This is a genomic window from Citrobacter sp. MGH 55, from assembly GCF_016906145.1.
In the GTDB taxonomy this organism is placed as follows: Bacteria; Pseudomonadota; Gammaproteobacteria; order Enterobacterales; family Enterobacteriaceae; genus Citrobacter_A; species Citrobacter_A amalonaticus.
In genome coordinates, this window is the sequence record NZ_CP070239.1 from 4,216,239 (window position 1) to 4,232,013 (window position 15,775).

The following is a 15,775-nucleotide window of genomic DNA, read 5'->3' on the forward strand; positions in this document are numbered from 1 at the left end:
GTTACTCCTCCCTCAGTTCAGCAGGAACAAACTGTTCCGGCGTTTGACGAAAACGGTCATAGTTCTCTTCGGAGGAAAAGAACCAGGTCTTACCGCCGTAGCTGTACTTGAAGTCCGCCGAGGTATTGGTCAGCGTTGAACCATCAACCGGATCGGTCACCTGAATGGTCATCACCGTCGAGAAGTAGTTCACGCCAGCGGCCAGTTCTTTACCGGGGATCACTAACTCTTTTTCATCGTTGTGCCAGTTTTCAATCGGTACCGGATTGCAACCGCCGGGTTTGCCAATGGAAGGGATAAAAATATGTACCCCACAGGCGACGCAAATGACCTGATTGCCTTCCATCACATAGCCCTGATCGCCGCACAATAGACAGGCATCAAACACCACGCCAAAGCGCAGTTTGTCGGGATAACGGTTGATGATGAAAAAGCGCACGGCTTTGCCATCGTCAGCCACCCAGACAAAGCGATGCAGCTTACCGTCCCGCAGTTGTTCAACCGGCAGATGGACACTGCCGTCGCTGGCGAGCGTTACCGGGATGGCTTGCGAAAGCTGCGGCGGCTGAGACGCGACGTTGTCCCACCACAGTTGCCCGGCAATCACCACCACGGCACAGCCGAGGGTGACCAGCCAAAGCCGTAGCGCATTCCGCCGCTGCGCCAGCGCCAGGCGATGTGCAATCGGTTCTTCTGTTGCCCGCGTCTGACGATGGGCGCTCAGCAACGACGGCAGCCAGCACAGCGCCAGAAGCAGCAGTAATCCCACCGCCATCCAGTTATAGGCTGGTGCATTATTGGTCACTTTCGCCACAAAGCTCAGCAGCGATTTCGCCAGCGGCAGTACCTGTAGCTTCATCAACAGCAACAGCAAATTACCGCTTAACGGCAGCCACAGCATGACCAGCAGAATGAGAGTGAATGGCCAGTACAGCACGCGGATTCGGCGCAGCAGCATGGCGCAAAGCACGCCAGCCAGACAAAGGATCGCGAAGGCGAGCACCACTGCCGTCAAATTCAGCAGCAGTTCAGTATTCAGGACATGCGTGCTGGTTAAGCCACCGAGATTCGGATCGAGCGCCCAGTGACGCGCTGCGCCAAAGACCAGAATCCCTTGCCACAAATAGCGCACACGGTTTCCCGCCCACCAGAAGCTGAGCACAAACAGCAACGTGACCATCACTTCCGTTCCGACCAGTAACAGCTGTACCGGTTGTGAACCGCGCAGCGTCAGTCCTGCCAGCACGCCGGCCGCCAGACCAATAAGCAGCGTCCAGCCCAGAGGGCGTAAGGAAGGGGGATCGTTTCGACTCCAGAGAACGCCGGAGAGTAACGCGATGCAGAAAAAGACCTGTAACGTGGTGACGAAAAAGTAACTCATGACATCGACTCAGAACAGCGGATTGACTCGGCCGGGATGAGTTAGCATCCCGGCGCATCGGTTTTCTTAGTTCAGACCGACGTATTTAAATTCGTAGCTCACATCAAACGGTTTCCACCAGCGACCGACACCAGTGTCACTGTCGGTGTGACGGTGCATCCCCGCTTTTGACGGCGGTTCAATGTGGTAAGTCACTTTGTAGTTGCCCACGCCCATCATCTTGACGTTCGCGCCATAGTGAGGGCCATCGCTGGCGACCATCGGCATAAACGTTCCTTCCTGTTTTTCACCGGTATCGCTGTTGACCAGGGTGTAGCTGATGGTCAGATAGGGGATCCACTCTCCTGCGCCAAAGCCGTTTTTGCTGCCTTCGACCGCGTGAATATCCGCCTCAAGGTGAATATCGGCTTTGGCTGCCGGTAAGCCCATGCCGCGCGGCTCCATATCAATCGGCTGCAGATAAACGGCGGCCAGCTCCATTTCATTCATCACGACAGGCTCGCCCGCCGGGTACTCTTTAAAGGCGAACGCTGCCGGTGCGGTGAAAATTCCGGCCATCACTGCGCTGGCAATCAGGGTTTTCTTCATGGTCATCAGACATATCCTCTCGTCTAAAATCACAACTACAGAGTGTTTTTTATTGTTTCCCCAGGAACGGCGCTTTTTCGCCGCATAACCCACAGCGCAACCAGCGCAGCGAGCAGCAATACGGCCTGCGGTAACAGCGTTTCCACATAGGGATAAATCCCCAGCCAGCTGATTTCCGGGAAACCATTAATCAACGTTGGCTGGAACAGTTTGCCTTCCACCAGCTCCAGTACACCTTTGCCCGCAAACACGAAGGCCATCAGGTACATGAAGCTGCCGGTAAACATAAAGAAGGGTTTCAGCGGCAAACGCACCACCGAATAACGCATGACCAGCCACGCCGCCAGTAACACGACACAGCCAATAACAAAGCCCGCGCCAATCGCCATGTGTCCGGCGACATCTTTGGCATCGCCGATCAGGGCGTAGTAGAACAGAACCGTTTCGGCGCCTTCGCGATAGACCGCGAGGAAACTAGTCAGCCACAGCCCCACCAGCGACCCTGTCGTCAGTGAGTGGGACAGCTTGCCTTCCAGCCAGGCCTTCCAGTGTCGGGCTTCCACTTTGGACAGCAGCCAGTAGCTCATGAAGAACAGCATCACGACCGCAATCAACATCGTGATGCCTTCCAGCAGTTCCCGACTGGCACCCGAGTTGGTGAACAGCAACTGGAAAATCACTGCGGTGATTATGCTGGCGACCAGGGCTACGATCACTGACTGGCGAATCAGCGGCAGCTTATCCTGATGATTGTTTTTCACCATGTAGGCGACAATCGCCGCCACGATCAGCAGGGCTTCCAACCCTTCACGGACGATGATCATCAGGCTGTAAAGCAGCAGACTCCATTGCGTCTCTTCTCCTTCGCCAAGCATCGTCACCGCTTTTTGCAGATCCTGCTCGAGCGCGCTCGCTTCTGACTGGAGTCTTTCTGCCGGTTGACCAGCCTTCATCAAGCTGACCAGACGGGTGAAGTAGGCTTCCAGCGTGGTTTTAAACGCCGAATCACGGGAGCCGATTTTGTTTTCCATGCCGCTGGCTTCGAAGCGATCGAAATAGCTGTCCTGAACATCCAGAATGGCATTCTGCGTCTCGCCGCGTTGATACCGCGCAATAGCGTCCTGAATGCTCTGATTGATTCCGCCCGCCACTTCACCCCAGTTTGTCCGCGAACTCTCCTCCGCCGCCGGACCGTTGTCTGCGGTTTGTGGGGCTGCAATCAGCTGATCGTCGCGGGTTGTCGGTAAGCCTGGCAGAATATCCTCAATATCCTGTAACAGCGTGGTGACCTGATAAGAGACGTCGTTGAGGCGATCGGGTTGAGCGGCAAGTGCAATCAGCGCGGAAAACTGTTGGTTGATGGCTGCGGCATCTTTGGCCGAGCGATTCTGCCTGACCGACATTTCCATCTCAGAGTTTTTGAATCCCTGATAGTGCGCCTGCTGGACATGCTGACTGGCCGTAGCGTAGTTCCCGGCCTGATAGTCATTCACCGCCTGGGCCAGCAGATCGTCGATAATACGGACGCTCTCTTGCCAGTGAACAGCGATATCCGTTCGGGTGAGCGCGCTGTGCTGCTCTTCCGCCACCAGTCGGTGTCCGCCGTCCAGCACCGGTTCGACTTCTCGTAGCGATGCCTTCAGCCAGTCGATTTTCGACTGCACATCAGCGAGCGGTTTTTTCTCGCCAATCATCCGCCGGATTTCACCGAAGGCGCTCTCCATTTCGTAACTTTTACTGGCGGAGATGTTGATGCGGATGGGGCCTTCGAGATTTTCAAACACCTCAAAGTAGGCCATTTGTACCGTGCGGCGCGCCTCATCGGTGCGCTGTTGAGAATAAAGTTCTGCTGTTTTATCAAGGCGTTGCTCAATATCCTCAATAAACGGAGCATAGTTTGTCGCGGCCCATACGCTAACGCTTATGAGCAGACTGAAGAGAGTTACCAGCAGTGAGAGGCAAAACTTACGCACGATACGCACCAAATAACACAAATGATAATTATTATCATTATCGATTTTTACTGGCGTTGTACATGACCTGGATCATAAAAATGTCAACGGGTGACAAGTTATGTAAATTTATTTCATTGATATGTGATGGAGGGCGAAATCTGACGGCGGGTAATATACGCCCCCGACCGTCAGGAATTAAATGTTACGTTGCGTAAATCCGTAAAAAATGAGTGATATTGCGCCTACTGGCTTAAAGTAAATTATCCGCAGGCGCACTTTATTCAGCGATACAACATCTCCTGGTCTTGTTTCAGTCGCTGCAAAAATGGGCCATAACCCTGCTCACTGATCCAGTAGTTAATACTCTTTTCAACGCCCGTTGACGTCAGCGTCGCACCAGAAATACCATCAACGGTATATTCATTATACTTCCCTGATTTCTCCTGAACTATTTTCAACGCCGGCGCTCCATTATCATCAGCCACCTTTTTCCCCGGCCATTGTTGACGCCAGCTTTCATCTTTCACTCTGGCCCCCAGAAATGGCGTCTCCCGCTGCTGATAATAATACAGATTGTTCACCGTACGACCGTCCAGTCCCAAAGAGAGAAATGCATGCATCATCGATTTCGCTCCTTTGCCCGAAACAGGGATGATAACCTGCTGAATCTTATTATACTTATCTTTTACCAGATAAACTTCCGCCAGCGAACAGCGTTGACGAATCTGTGCAGGGTCCTGCTCCGGAGCGAGTTTTTTACATCCTTGTGCGGCCGTTTTATCCGTCACCCACTCGCCGGAATCGAGATTCACCGTGCGCACGATAATCGCACGCTGATATAAACTCTCAATCGATTTTTTATCCTGAGCGTCCGTCTTAAGTAAGCCCGCAGCCTGTAAAACAGCGGTTTTTTTTTCTTCTGCCGTCGGCGCCGTCATTTCCCCCTGAAACAACATAAACCAGGCGATCGCAATCAGAAAAATAAGAACACAAAGCACCATCATTGATGCAATAATAACTTTACCCTTGCGCATTTATTTATAATTCCTGTAAGCATTAACAACGTTATATCGCTACATGATATGCCATTACTCCATGTCATTTGCAATGATAAAAACCGCGAAAATATAGATTCAACCCGTTTACTTTCTGCCTTAAATATTTAAATCACATGGTGTTACGGCTATTTTATGGTGTAAAAAAACCGGGTTTCCCCGGTTTTGACTCAACTGATTTTCGCCCACCCTAGCCGCAGGCGCATCCCCCAGTAGCTGGTCCAGCCGCTGGTAGTGGAAACCACCTGCCCTTTTGACACCACAATCAGCGTGGGGGTGACGCTGATATCCCAACTGCGGGAAAGTGCGCCATTAGCATCGTTGACCACGGGAAAAGAGATCCCTTTACGCGCCAGCCAGCGCGCAATCGTCTGTTCATCTCCCGAACGCAGCGCGATGGTCAGCACCTTCTCCCCTTGTGCCTGCAAGCGGGCAACGTCCGGTGTGGTATAGCGGCAAACGCCACACCAGGTGGCCCAAAAATAGATCAGTAGCGGCTCTTCCTCACTTAATGCCGCCAGCGTTACCCGTTCGCCATCCAGCGTGTAAAGCGGTGTACTGTCGAAAGCCGTTGGTGCCTGTGGCGCGCGCCAGGCATCCATTAGCCACATTCCACCAGCCAACAGGAGCAAAAAAATCACACCTTCGCGCAGCCATCGCCGCAACTTACTGACCATTTGCCACCGCCAGTTTTTCTTTAACGACTTCTTCAAGCACCTCCCAGGAGACGGCCCCCGGGATCAGCTCATCACCAACGATCGTCGCGGGTGTTCCCTGAACGCCTACGAGTCGCGCCAGTTGCAGATTGGTACGTAGCGTTTCATTGCTTTTTTCATCCAGTATGACCGGGCTGGCCGCCGATTTTTCCTGCGCCTGTTTAATGCTGACGTCAGTGTGGTATCCCTTCTTTTGCATCAGCTTTTCATGCAGCGCGAGGAACTGCTGTGGATGCTCACGCCAGGTGGTGAGCGCCGTCCGCGCAGACAACACCGAGCTTTCGCCTTTAAACGGCAGCGGTTTGATAATCACCGCCACGTCAGGGTATTTCGCCACCAGTTTCTCCAGCAGCGGATCAAGCTGTTTGCAGTACGGACAGTTGTAGTCGGTAAAATTCACCAGCGTCAGTTTTGCCTGTTTTGCGCCAAAGCGCGGACTGGCCGGATCGTTAAACAACGCCTCCTGAATGAGGGCTTCGATCTGTTTTTCTTGCTCCGGGGTAAACGGCGCGGCGTCTTTGGCAAGGCTGAACGCGCTAAACAGGGTAAATAACAGGATGATCAGGGATTTCATGGCGTTTCTCCTTTCGCTTTAGCCAGTGTTTCTAACAGACCGTCGCGCGTTAATAACGTCGGCAGCGCCTGACCTTTCGGTAAGCCGGGGCCATAGATTTGGTTATACGGTACGGCAACCTGGCCGCGTAATTTCAGAAATGCCGTAATGTCATCAGACGGCAGCGTCCAGTCGCCGCGCAGGGCCACGACATCCGGTTGCTGTAGCGCCGCCTGCACCGCATCGGTGTTCAGCACGTTATATTTATTGACCTTGCAGGTAATGCACCAGTCGGCGGTCACATCGATAAATACGCGCTTATTTTGCGCAAGCGCGTCGGTGATCGCCTGCTCGCTAAGCGGCTGCCAGCGGACACTCTCTTTCGCCGCACTTTGGGAGGTAAAACCCAGATGAGGCAGAAGTAGCGTTGCCAGCCAGAGGGCCGAACCGAGCATCATTAAGCCGAGCAAGCGTCGCAGTCCGTTCATCCAGCGTCCCGGTCGCGGCAGACGAAGCGCCAGACCCGGACGCAGGGCGACCAGCAACCACGGCAGACTCATCCCAACGCCGAGGGCGAAGAAAAGCCCCCACAGCACGGGCAGCGATGCCGTCAGCGCCACCGCCACGGCTGTACCGAGAAACGGTGCGCTGCACGGTGTCGCCAGCAGCGTGGCAAACGCGCCCTGCCAGAAATGTCCCACCAGGCCGTTACCACCGTAAGTCGCCAGTCGGGTGGTCATTGATGACGGCAGGCGAAATTCAAACAGGCCGAACAGACTGGCGCTGAAGGTCAGCATCACCAGCACCATCGCGCCAATAAACCACGGATTCTGGAACTGGATACCCCAACCGAGCGCCTGATTGCTCAGTCTTAGCACGGTCATCAGTAATGCCAGCGCCATGAAGGAGATCAAAATCCCCCCGACCGACGCGAGGAACTGCCGTCGTATCTGGTGGCGGTTTTTCTCCTCAACGAGCAAAATCGAACCCAGCTTCATCCCCAGCACCGGCAATACGCAAGGCATCAGATTAAGGATCACGCCTCCCATCAGCGCCATAAGAACCACCTGCCAGAGCGGGAGTCTGGCGGATTCTGTCACCGGCGCATCACCCACGATAAGCTGGCTCTCCTGCGCCACACCGTTATCCGCCAGCACCAGCGTGAGCGATTTGCCGCGTAAATTCGGCGCCCCTTCCCCCCAGCTATCGTGAACCGGCACCGTCGCGTGCAGTCTGTCGCCATCGACCCGGATCAGCGGTTTAGCAAAATCCGTGTCCTCTACGCTATCGAGGAACAGCTCGGGTGCGGTCCAGCCACCGCGGCGCTGCGCCTCGATCACCAACTCGCCGTCACGCGCACCAGCGATCAGGGTTTGAGTCAGACCCTGTGCCAGGGGCACACGTCCCATCGCCTGAGCATAATCATGCGCAAACCCGGCATCCTGTTGAGAGGCCGTAAACGAAAACGGGTAGTCGGTCAGCAGACACACGTTGCTACAGGTAGAGAGCGTCAGCACACCGGCAATGCGGTCGGGAGTGTGTCCCCGGACGGCCAGTGGAAACGTGACCTGTTGGTGATAGCCCTGGGTAGTCATACCGGCGACGTCAAAACGGTCCGGTGTCGGCCAGAACCAGTCTACCACGGGCATCTCTCCTTGCCAGGCGATGGCAGGCGCAACGCCGCCTTCCCCCGGCGAACGCCAGTACGTCTTCCAGCCGTTTTCCAGTTTGACGTCGATCAGCAGACGGGTTTCCCCCTGTGCTGACGTATCGGCGCGCAGTCGTACGCTGGCATGATCGTTCTGCGGGGAACGCAGCCAGCCGCTCTCTGCCGCCCACGATGCGGGCAGCCAGAGTAATAACAGGCAGATCAGTCCCTGCCTGAAGGCATACATCATAATTTTTCTCCATGAATGATTAACTTACTGTACGAAACAGCCAGTCTGTCATTCGCGGAAAACGCAGAATCTGAGATGGACCCGAAGTCTGGGGGGAGAAATAACGCGTTGCGGGAAGAACGGTAAGCGTACGGTCCTGAACGGCGTTAACAAGGCAAGGAGTAAACAGAGCGCGAGGATCGCGCCTTCAAAAACGACCGGTGGCGCGGCAAGCAGCGATTTCGCACTGAGCTCGCACGGGGTCACGGGAGATGCATCCTCTGTCACGGACGTCGGCGACGCCGTCGCCGCGATCGCGGTGGTCTCCATCTGCAACGCATGCAGGCCCGCCATGCGCTGCGCGGTACAGACCATCACCACGACACATGCCAGGCAGAGGAACCACCATCCCATCCGTTGACGTTTCGCCATCACACCCTCACTCATTGACGCGAGTTATCTTAGCGGCTGGCGTGTTTTACGCAACCTCTGGGCTGTAAAGATATGTTGTTTCGCTGGTTGGCATTCATCCTCGACAGGATTACCCTACACTTATCGATGACACCTTTTAAGGGATCCCTTTAGCCTGTATTGATTAACCCGAGAGAACGCTATGGAATTAAAGGATTATTACGCCATCATGGGCGTGAAACCGACGGACGATCTCAAGACTATCAAGACCGCTTACCGCCGACTGGCTCGCAAATATCATCCCGATGTCAGTAAAGAACCCGATGCTGAAGCCCGCTTTAAAGAGGTCGCTGAAGCCTGGGAAGTGCTGAGCGATGAGCAGCGACGCGCGGAATACGATCAGCTCTGGCAACACCGCAATGACCCGCAATTCAACCGTCAGTTCCAGCAGGGAGAGAACCAGAGTTACAACGCCGAAGACTTCGACGATATCTTCTCCTCTATTTTTGGTCAGCACGCGCGTCAGTCTCGCCAGCGCCATGCCAGCCGTGGACATGATATTGAAATTGAAGTCGCGGTTTTTCTTGAAGAAACACTCGCTGAACACAACCGAACCATTAGCTATAACCTGCCGGTCTACAATGCGTTTGGCATGATTGAACGTGAAATTCCAAAAACCCTGAACGTGAAAATTCCGGCGGGTGTCGGCAATGGTCAGCGTATTCGTCTGAAAGGCCAGGGGACGCCGGGTGAAAACGGTGGACCGAATGGCGATTTATGGCTGGTAATCCACATCGCGCCACATCCCCTGTTTGATATCGTTAACCAGGATCTGGAAATTGTGGTCCCGCTCGCCCCATGGGAAGCCGCGCTGGGCGCAAAGATTGCCGTCCCCACGCTGAAAGAGAGCATTCTGGTCACCATTCCCCCCGGCAGCCAGGCCGGACAACGTTTACGCATCAAAGGTAAAGGTCTGGTCAGTAAAAAACAGACCGGTGATTTGTATGTCGTGCTGAAAATCGTGATGCCGCCTAAACCGGATGAACGTGCGACTGTGCTGTGGCAGCAACTGGCAGAGGCACAGTCAGGATTTGATCCGCGCAAAGATTGGGGGAAAGCATAATGGCTAACGTCACCATCACTTTTACGGTTACCGAATTTTGCCTGCGCACCGGCGTGACGGAGGAAGACCTGAACGAGATCGTTGGTCTGGGCGTCATCGAACCTTACACCGAAACGGCGGACAGCTGGCAGTTCGACGATCATGCCGCCACTGTGGTACAGCGCGCCCTGCGGTTACGTGAAGAACTGGCGCTTGACTGGCCGGGGATCGCCGTGGCGCTCACGCTACTGGAAGAGAACGCACGTTTACGACAGGAAAACCGCCTGCTACGACAGCGGCTCGCGCGTTTTATTACTCATCTATAAGAATTGGGCAGCATAAGCTGCCCAATTATCAGGCAATGATATAAATCAACGCTGGCTCAACGGGATAGCCGTACGATAGTAGCATTCAAAATGCCACTTTATGGACGTCAGAAGGCAATGAGCGAAAAAAGCAGAAAGCGCTGGCAACGCCGCCCCGGAACAACGGGCGGTAAACTGCCATGGAACGACTGGCGTAATGCCTCTACCTGGCGCAAAGCTACGCAGTGGCTGCTGATGGCGATCAATATTTATATTGGCGTGACGTTTTACTACTGGGTGCGTTATTACGAAACCGGCGGCACCAGTCTGTACGTTTCCCGACCTGGCGGCATTGAAGGCTGGCTGCCCATCGCAGGCCTGATGAACCTGCGCTATACGCTGGAAACCGGCATCCTTCCCCCTGTTCACGCCGCCGCCATGCTGCTGCTGGCCGCGTTTATGCTGGTAAGTCTGTTGCTCAAAAAGTCGTTCTGCTCGTGGCTGTGCCCGGTAGGTACGTTGTCTGAACTCATCGCCGATGTGGGTAAGAGATTGTTTGGTCGCAATTTTACGTTGCCCCGTTGGCTGGATATCCCTCTGCGCAGCCTGAAATATCTGCTGCTGGCCTTTTTTCTCTACATTTCGCTGTCGATGCCAGCGCAGGGCATTCAGTATTTTTTAATGTCGGCCTACGGGATTATTATCGATGTGAAGATGCTCGATTTCTTTCGCAATATCGGCACGATCACCCTGCTGAGCGTCGCCCTTCTGGTGGTCATAAGCCTGTTCATTCGCAACGCGTGGTGCCGTTATCTGTGTCCCTATGGCGCCTTACTCGGGCTGCTTTCCCTGCTCTCACCATTCAAAATCCGCCGCAATGCGCAAAGCTGTATTGATTGCGGGAAATGTGCCAAAAACTGCCCGTCGCAAATCCCGGTGGATAAGCTGATTCAGGTGCGAACGGTTGAATGCACTGGCTGTATGACCTGTGTGGAATCCTGTCCGGTGGCTTCAACGCTGACATTTTCCCTGCGGACGCCAACGGGAAAGGCTGAAATACGGCGAGGAACATTATCGGGTATGGCGATGACGCTGCTGGTACTCGGCATAATGTTTGCCCTTATCGCATTCGCGATGCTAATGGACGTCTGGAACAGCCCAGTGCCGGATCACCTCTACTTCCGGTTGATCCCGGAAGCGAGAATGATTGGTCATTAATGGATACCGGATGGGGCATCTGCCGCCATCCGGATTTGCATCACTCGGCTTTATTATCCTCAGCGATGCCATCCTCAATAAAATCTTTATCGAGTTCTTCGGTATTCCCCGCGTGATCGCGCCCGGAAAGAATGTTCCAGCAGGCGATAAACAGCGCGGCAACGAGTGGACCAATGACGAAACCATTGATGCCATAAATCTCCATTCCGCCCACCGTGGTGATAAGAATCAGGTAATCAGGCATTTTGGTATCTTTGCCGACCAGAATGGGGCGCAGAATATTATCCACCAGCCCTACCACCACCACGAAGAAACCGACGATGAAAAAGCCCTGCCACAGTTGCTGCGTCGAAAAAAGATAAATGGCGGCTGGCACCCAGACGATCGCGGAACCCACTGCCGGGATCAGGGACAGAAACGCCATCAGCGCCCCCCACAGAATGCTGCCATCAATCCCCACAATGTAAAACGCAATTCCGCCCAACGTCCCCTGCACGATCGCCACCACAACCGTGCCTTTTACCGTCGCCCGGGAGACCGCCGCAAACTTTGCAAACAGATGTTGCTTAACGAAATTCGACAACGGTAGCGAGTCGAGGATCTGCCGAACCAGAAACGGGCCATCCTTGAGCAGGAAAAAGAGCAGGTAGAGCATGATGCCGAAACTGATCGCGAAACCAAAGGTGCCTTTGCCAATCAGGAAGGCGCTCCCGGCCAGATATTGCCCGCCCTTTAGCACCACATCCGACAGCTTCTGCTGGATTTTTGCGGCGTTATCAAGGGAGTGATCGGCAAGAAACGAACGCGCCCACTCCGGCATATGCGCAAACAAGCTCGCCACCACTTCCGGGAACTGAGCGTCGTTATGCTGCAGCTTGGTGTACACCACATTCAGTTCAACGGCGAGTGAGGAGAGGATCAGCATTAACGGGATGAATACGATCAGGCAGATGATACCCAGCGTCAGCAGAGACGCTACCCCGTTACGCTCCCCTAACGCCGAACGCAGCCTATTTTTTACCGGGTAGAAGATAACCGTCAGAATCGCAGCCCATAAAATGGCGGAGAAGTATGGCGACAGCACGTCGAAGAAAGCCCATGTCACCATGGCGAGAAGAAAGAGGAAAAACCCTTTATTCAGTCCGTTAAAACGCATTAGAGGATCCTGTAAACAAAGAAACTCTGTGGACTATAGGACTGATTGCGGATTTTACAAAGCCGACAAGACGAAAACCGCCAGCCAATACTTCACATTCAAAATGTGATAGTGCTTATTGTTTCACCAAAAGGGATGGCATTTCGCTCAAGGGTTGCTGAATGCGGCACACACGAAGGGAGTGCCGCTGTCTCCCCGTCTTTCTTGAATACACCTGTTTCGCCTCTCTGGACGGACGCCAGGTCAGTTTAGGGAAGCGTCTGCAACCGTCTGCCAGCAGGATGACCTATGGCAGACGTCGCGCGTTACTGATAACGCGCCACCAGATCCTTAACCATTGCAGCATACGTTTGTTGCTTAAGTTGCACAATCTGCTGTTCTGTCACCGTCTCTACGGATGCCTTCTGTCCAGGCTGCGGGGTTAGTATTTTGGTCTCATAATTAAACGGTGACCAGGTCGCCCAATCGCCACTCGCGACATCCACCAGCGTGAAACGCACCAGATAGCGTAGCGATGTGCTGTCAGGCTGTTTCCCTGCTTTAAAATCCGACCAGACCATGCTTTTGGTCGCGGCATCAAATCTACCGGACTGCAACGTCTCCTGATAAACGATAATCGCTTTCTGATGCCCTTTCGCCGCAATGTAGCGTAGCGCCTGCATCCAGTTGGTATTCTCAGCAACCGCCGCGTCCTGGTTCTCGTCTTTGCTTTTGTCTTTATTACAGATCGCTTTTTTTTGCCTGTCCGGAATGCCGGAAAACGTCGCAACCGTGTAATAGCGGCTCATTTCCTGCTGCATGACCGTCTCTGGCGCCCGATTGCCAGACTGTACCAGAATAACGGGTGAGTTCAGCGGTACGCGAAAATTGTCTTCTGCCAGTGCCGCCTGAATATCGTCTTCAGAGATCGCCAGCGTGGTTTCATTACCAAAAATATCTTTGTCCGTCAGCCAGGAGGGTGACGTCGTATTTCGGCCAGAACTCTCCACCTGCGATGTGGTTTTCTTCGCATCAATGGGGGAATGCGTGACACAACTCACCAAAGAAGAGAGGGTTACACATGACAATATTACTGACCTGAAATCCATTTTACCCGGCTCCTTATCTAAACCGATATATTCCTGTATAGCGAAAATAATTATATACCTGAAGTACCTCACCACAAAACAGGATTTATCCTTTTTCAATCATTCACAAAATAAATCTTTATAAATCTTTTATAGACTCCGCTTTTATATTGTTGAGAATATATGCAGATTCGCCTAATGACTCAATCGACATTCATTTCATTATTAAAACCAGAAAAGCATGTCTCTCGCTTCTAAATTATCGCCTACTCCGTTGAATTAGATAAAAATAATCATCCAAAAAATAATGCGATACGGATGTCATATCAAAAAAAGGTGATATTTCACTTTGCCCGAATCACGAAAGTCACTGATAATGCGCCCGTTCGTCTCTTCAAAATGGCGGTATATCCCCTATGCTACATTTATTTTCTGGTCTGGATTTATATACCGGCTTGATGCTTTTACTTGCGCTGGTCTTTGTCCTGTTTTACGAAGCCATAAACGGATTTCACGACACCGCCAATGCGGTCGCGACCGTCATTTATACCCGGGCCATGCAACCCCAACTGGCAGTGATGATGGCGGCGGTTTTCAACTTCTTTGGCGTCCTGCTGGGCGGACTCAGCGTTGCCTATGCCATTGTGCATATGCTACCCACGGATTTACTGCTCAATATGGGGTCGTCACGTGGCCTCGCGATGATTTTTTCCCTGTTACTGGCGGCGATTATCTGGAACCTTGGAACCTGGTATTTCGGGTTACCGGCCTCCAGTTCTCATACCCTGATAGGCGCAATTATTGGGATTGGGCTCACCAATGCACTGATGAACGGGACTTCGGTAGTCGATGCGCTAAACATCCCGGCAGTGGTCAATATCTTTGCGTCGTTGATTGCGTCTCCCGTCGTCGGAATGGTGATCGCAGGCGGCCTGATCTTCCTGCTACGCCGCTACTGGAGCGGCACTAAAAAACGCGATCGCATCCACCGTCTTCCTGAAGAACGGAAAAAGAAAGGCGGTAAAAAGAAACCCCCATTCTGGACGCGTATTTCGCTCATCTCCTCAGCGGCGGGCGTGGCCTTCTCTCACGGCGCGAACGATGGTCAGAAAGGGATCGGCCTGGTGATGCTGGTACTGGTGGGGATTGCGCCTGCCGGTTTCGTGGTGAACATGAGCGCTTCAGGCTACGAAATCACCCGCACGCGTGATGCTGTCAGCAATCTTGAAATATACTTTCAGCAGCACCCTGACGTGATAAAACAGGTAGTGGATAAGGCTCAACCGCTTACTGCACCGACAGCGAATTCCTCCTCAACCACCGAATTTCATTGCCATCCGGCGAATACGATGGATGCCCTGGGTCGCGTCAAAACACTGTTACCAGCAAACCTGGAGAGTTACGACACCTTAAGCGTGCCGCAACGCGGTCAGTTACGACGCATCATGCTGTGCATCTCCGATACGGCAGATAAAGTGGCAAAACTAGCGGATATCAGTCGTAGCGACGTGCATCTGTTGAAAAAACTGAAAACCGACATGCTGAGCACCATTGAATATGCGCCGATCTGGATAATCATGGCGGTCGCGCTGGCGTTGGGCATGGGGACAATGATCGGTTGGCGGCGCGTGGCCACCACAATTGGCGAGAAGATTGGCAAAAAAGGGATGACCTATGCCCAGGGAATGTCCGCACAGATCACGGCGGCGATCTCCATTGGTCTTGCCAGCTATATCGGGATGCCGGTTTCTACTACGCACGTGCTCTCTTCCGCCGTCGCAGGAACGATGATCGTCGACGGCGGCGGATTACAGCGGAAAACCGTCACCAGCATCGCAATGGCCTGGGTATTCACGTTACCAGCGGCGATTTTGCTGTCCGGGTTTCTGTATTGGGCTTCCCTGCGACTTATCTAAGTCAACTGCCGGCTTAGCGAAACAGAATATACCTGAGAATGCCCAGCTCGCCAGACTGGGCATCAATACTTACTGAGGATGAAAGCTAACGGCGGGCTGATTACCGTCAGTGTGATGATAGCCACGAGCAGCCATAAACACGGTTATCGCTTTTTCCGCATCCGCCAGCACTTCATCCAGCGGCTGATTAGCATCGATATCAACCAGAGGCGCACCGCCAAAGGTCAGTTGCGGTGTTATCGCGATTTTTCTTGCCAGCGCTTCTCTACGGTGATCGGGTTTGCGTGCACAAGCAACGTCGAGATCAACATTCAGTTTTATCACTAAATCCGGCTTATGGCTGGCCATCCAGTGAAACGCCGAGCGTTCTTGTTCGGCCAACCAACTCACGAAGCGACTCCCCTCTGTATTGGCGGGAAATACGGTACCATCATAAGCGCCGGGGATTTGTATCTGAGGGTAGCGATCGGCTAAG

General features: G+C 53.4%; 15 protein-coding genes. 4 read left to right on the forward strand and 11 right to left on the reverse strand.

Annotation, left to right across the window (positions count from 1 at the left end):
• Position 1: 1 nt before the first annotated feature.
• From JTI98_RS17635 to JTI98_RS17670, 8 genes are all read right to left on the reverse strand, one after another.
• Positions 2 to 1,381, reverse strand: coding sequence for a Fe-S-containing protein (locus JTI98_RS17635; protein ID WP_044264180.1), 1,380 nt, complete (start codon positions 1,379 to 1,381; stop codon positions 2 to 4).
• Between the two features lie 66 nt (positions 1,382 to 1,447).
• Positions 1,448 to 1,975, reverse strand: a complete 528-nt coding sequence (locus JTI98_RS17640) for an iron transporter (RefSeq protein ID WP_042319779.1) — start codon at positions 1,973 to 1,975, stop codon at positions 1,448 to 1,450.
• Positions 1,976 to 2,004: 29 nt separating this feature from the next.
• On the reverse strand, positions 2,005 to 3,942 hold the full coding sequence (locus JTI98_RS17645; protein ID WP_046402097.1) for an FTR1 family protein: 1,938 nt from the start codon (positions 3,940 to 3,942) through the stop codon (positions 2,005 to 2,007).
• Positions 3,943 to 4,205: 263 nt separating this feature from the next.
• Positions 4,206 to 4,958 carry an NADH:ubiquinone reductase (Na(+)-transporting) subunit C gene (nqrC, locus tag JTI98_RS17650; protein WP_216081596.1) on the reverse strand — a complete coding sequence of 251 codons (753 nt, stop codon included), beginning with the start codon at positions 4,956 to 4,958 and terminating at the stop codon, positions 4,206 to 4,208.
• A 191-nt stretch (positions 4,959 to 5,149) separates the two neighbouring features.
• Positions 5,150 to 5,656 carry a protein disulfide oxidoreductase gene (locus JTI98_RS17655; protein ID WP_216081597.1) on the reverse strand — a complete coding sequence of 169 codons (507 nt, stop codon included), beginning with the start codon at positions 5,654 to 5,656 and terminating at the stop codon, positions 5,150 to 5,152.
• Positions 5,646 to 6,269: a DsbA family protein gene (locus tag JTI98_RS17660; RefSeq protein ID WP_058587903.1), complete on the reverse strand. Its 624-nt coding sequence runs from the start codon at positions 6,267 to 6,269 to the stop codon at positions 5,646 to 5,648. Before JTI98_RS17660 ends, JTI98_RS17655 begins: the two co-directional genes overlap by 11 nt.
• On the reverse strand, positions 6,266 to 8,146 hold the full coding sequence (locus tag JTI98_RS17665; RefSeq protein ID WP_216081598.1) for a protein-disulfide reductase DsbD domain-containing protein: 1,881 nt from the start codon (positions 8,144 to 8,146) through the stop codon (positions 6,266 to 6,268). Before JTI98_RS17665 ends, JTI98_RS17660 begins: the two co-directional genes overlap by 4 nt.
• A gap of 48 nt (positions 8,147 to 8,194) precedes the next feature.
• The gene (locus JTI98_RS17670) at positions 8,195 to 8,557 is read right to left on the reverse strand and encodes a hypothetical protein (RefSeq protein ID WP_044327077.1); all 363 of its coding nucleotides are present in this window, start codon (positions 8,555 to 8,557) and stop codon (positions 8,195 to 8,197) included.
• Positions 8,558 to 8,738: 181 nt separating this feature from the next.
• On the opposite strand from JTI98_RS17670, the gene cbpA reads away from it, so the two are divergent.
• The 3 genes from cbpA (at position 8,739) to JTI98_RS17685 (ending at position 11,161) form a co-directional block, all read left to right on the forward strand.
• Entirely contained in the window at positions 8,739 to 9,659 is a 921-nt protein-coding gene (gene cbpA / locus JTI98_RS17675) for a curved DNA-binding protein (protein WP_216081599.1), read from the forward strand.
• Positions 9,659 to 9,964: a chaperone modulator CbpM gene (gene cbpM / locus JTI98_RS17680; protein ID WP_044258082.1), complete on the forward strand. Its 306-nt coding sequence runs from the start codon at positions 9,659 to 9,661 to the stop codon at positions 9,962 to 9,964. Before cbpA ends, cbpM begins: the two co-directional genes overlap by 1 nt.
• 117 nt (positions 9,965 to 10,081) lie before the next feature.
• Positions 10,082 to 11,161 (forward strand): 4Fe-4S binding protein, encoded by a 1,080-nt coding sequence (locus JTI98_RS17685; protein WP_216081600.1) that lies wholly within the window; start codon positions 10,082 to 10,084, stop codon positions 11,159 to 11,161.
• A 40-nt stretch (positions 11,162 to 11,201) separates the two neighbouring features.
• Here the strand turns inward: JTI98_RS17685 and JTI98_RS17690 are convergent, their stop codons facing one another.
• Positions 11,202 to 12,317 carry an AI-2E family transporter gene (locus JTI98_RS17690; RefSeq protein ID WP_043001062.1) on the reverse strand — a complete coding sequence of 372 codons (1,116 nt, stop codon included), beginning with the start codon at positions 12,315 to 12,317 and terminating at the stop codon, positions 11,202 to 11,204.
• A gap of 305 nt (positions 12,318 to 12,622) precedes the next feature.
• Positions 12,623 to 13,405, reverse strand: a complete 783-nt coding sequence (locus tag JTI98_RS17695; RefSeq protein WP_216081601.1) for a hypothetical protein — start codon at positions 13,403 to 13,405, stop codon at positions 12,623 to 12,625.
• Between the two features lie 395 nt (positions 13,406 to 13,800).
• Here JTI98_RS17695 and pitA point away from each other — a divergent pair, with 395 nt between their 5' ends.
• Positions 13,801 to 15,300: an inorganic phosphate transporter PitA gene (gene pitA, locus JTI98_RS17700; RefSeq protein WP_058587898.1), complete on the forward strand. Its 1,500-nt coding sequence runs from the start codon at positions 13,801 to 13,803 to the stop codon at positions 15,298 to 15,300.
• Positions 15,301 to 15,369: 69 nt separating this feature from the next.
• Here pitA and JTI98_RS17705 read toward each other — a convergent pair.
• Positions 15,370 to 15,775, reverse strand: a 406-nt coding sequence (locus tag JTI98_RS17705; RefSeq protein WP_216081602.1) for a hypothetical protein, incomplete at its 5' end; no start/stop codon positions are given.

What these genes read in the sequence shown, in the direction of transcription:
- JTI98_RS17635 (WP_044264180.1), bottom strand. Translation starts at nt 1,381, where the DNA reads ATGAGTTACTTTTTCGTCACCACGTTACAGGTCTTTTTCTGCATCGCG.
- JTI98_RS17640 (WP_042319779.1), bottom strand. Translation starts at nt 1,975, where the DNA reads ATGACCATGAAGAAAACCCTGATTGCCAGCGCAGTGATGGCCGGAATT.
- nqrC (WP_216081596.1), bottom strand. Translation starts at nt 4,958, where the DNA reads ATGCGCAAGGGTAAAGTTATTATTGCATCAATGATGGTGCTTTGTGTT.
- JTI98_RS17655 (WP_216081597.1), bottom strand. Translation starts at nt 5,656, where the DNA reads ATGGTCAGTAAGTTGCGGCGATGGCTGCGCGAAGGTGTGATTTTTTTG.
- JTI98_RS17660 (WP_058587903.1), bottom strand. Translation starts at nt 6,269, where the DNA reads ATGAAATCCCTGATCATCCTGTTATTTACCCTGTTTAGCGCGTTCAGC.
- JTI98_RS17665 (WP_216081598.1), bottom strand. Translation starts at nt 8,146, where the DNA reads ATGATGTATGCCTTCAGGCAGGGACTGATCTGCCTGTTATTACTCTGG.
- JTI98_RS17670 (WP_044327077.1), bottom strand. Translation starts at nt 8,557, where the DNA reads ATGGCGAAACGTCAACGGATGGGATGGTGGTTCCTCTGCCTGGCATGT.
- cbpA (WP_216081599.1), top strand. Translation starts at nt 8,739, where the DNA reads ATGGAATTAAAGGATTATTACGCCATCATGGGCGTGAAACCGACGGAC.
- cbpM (WP_044258082.1), top strand. Translation starts at nt 9,659, where the DNA reads ATGGCTAACGTCACCATCACTTTTACGGTTACCGAATTTTGCCTGCGC.
- JTI98_RS17685 (WP_216081600.1), top strand. Translation starts at nt 10,082, where the DNA reads ATGAGCGAAAAAAGCAGAAAGCGCTGGCAACGCCGCCCCGGAACAACG.
- JTI98_RS17690 (WP_043001062.1), bottom strand. Translation starts at nt 12,317, where the DNA reads ATGCGTTTTAACGGACTGAATAAAGGGTTTTTCCTCTTTCTTCTCGCC.
- JTI98_RS17695 (WP_216081601.1), bottom strand. Translation starts at nt 13,405, where the DNA reads ATGGATTTCAGGTCAGTAATATTGTCATGTGTAACCCTCTCTTCTTTG.
- pitA (WP_058587898.1), top strand. Translation starts at nt 13,801, where the DNA reads ATGCTACATTTATTTTCTGGTCTGGATTTATATACCGGCTTGATGCTT.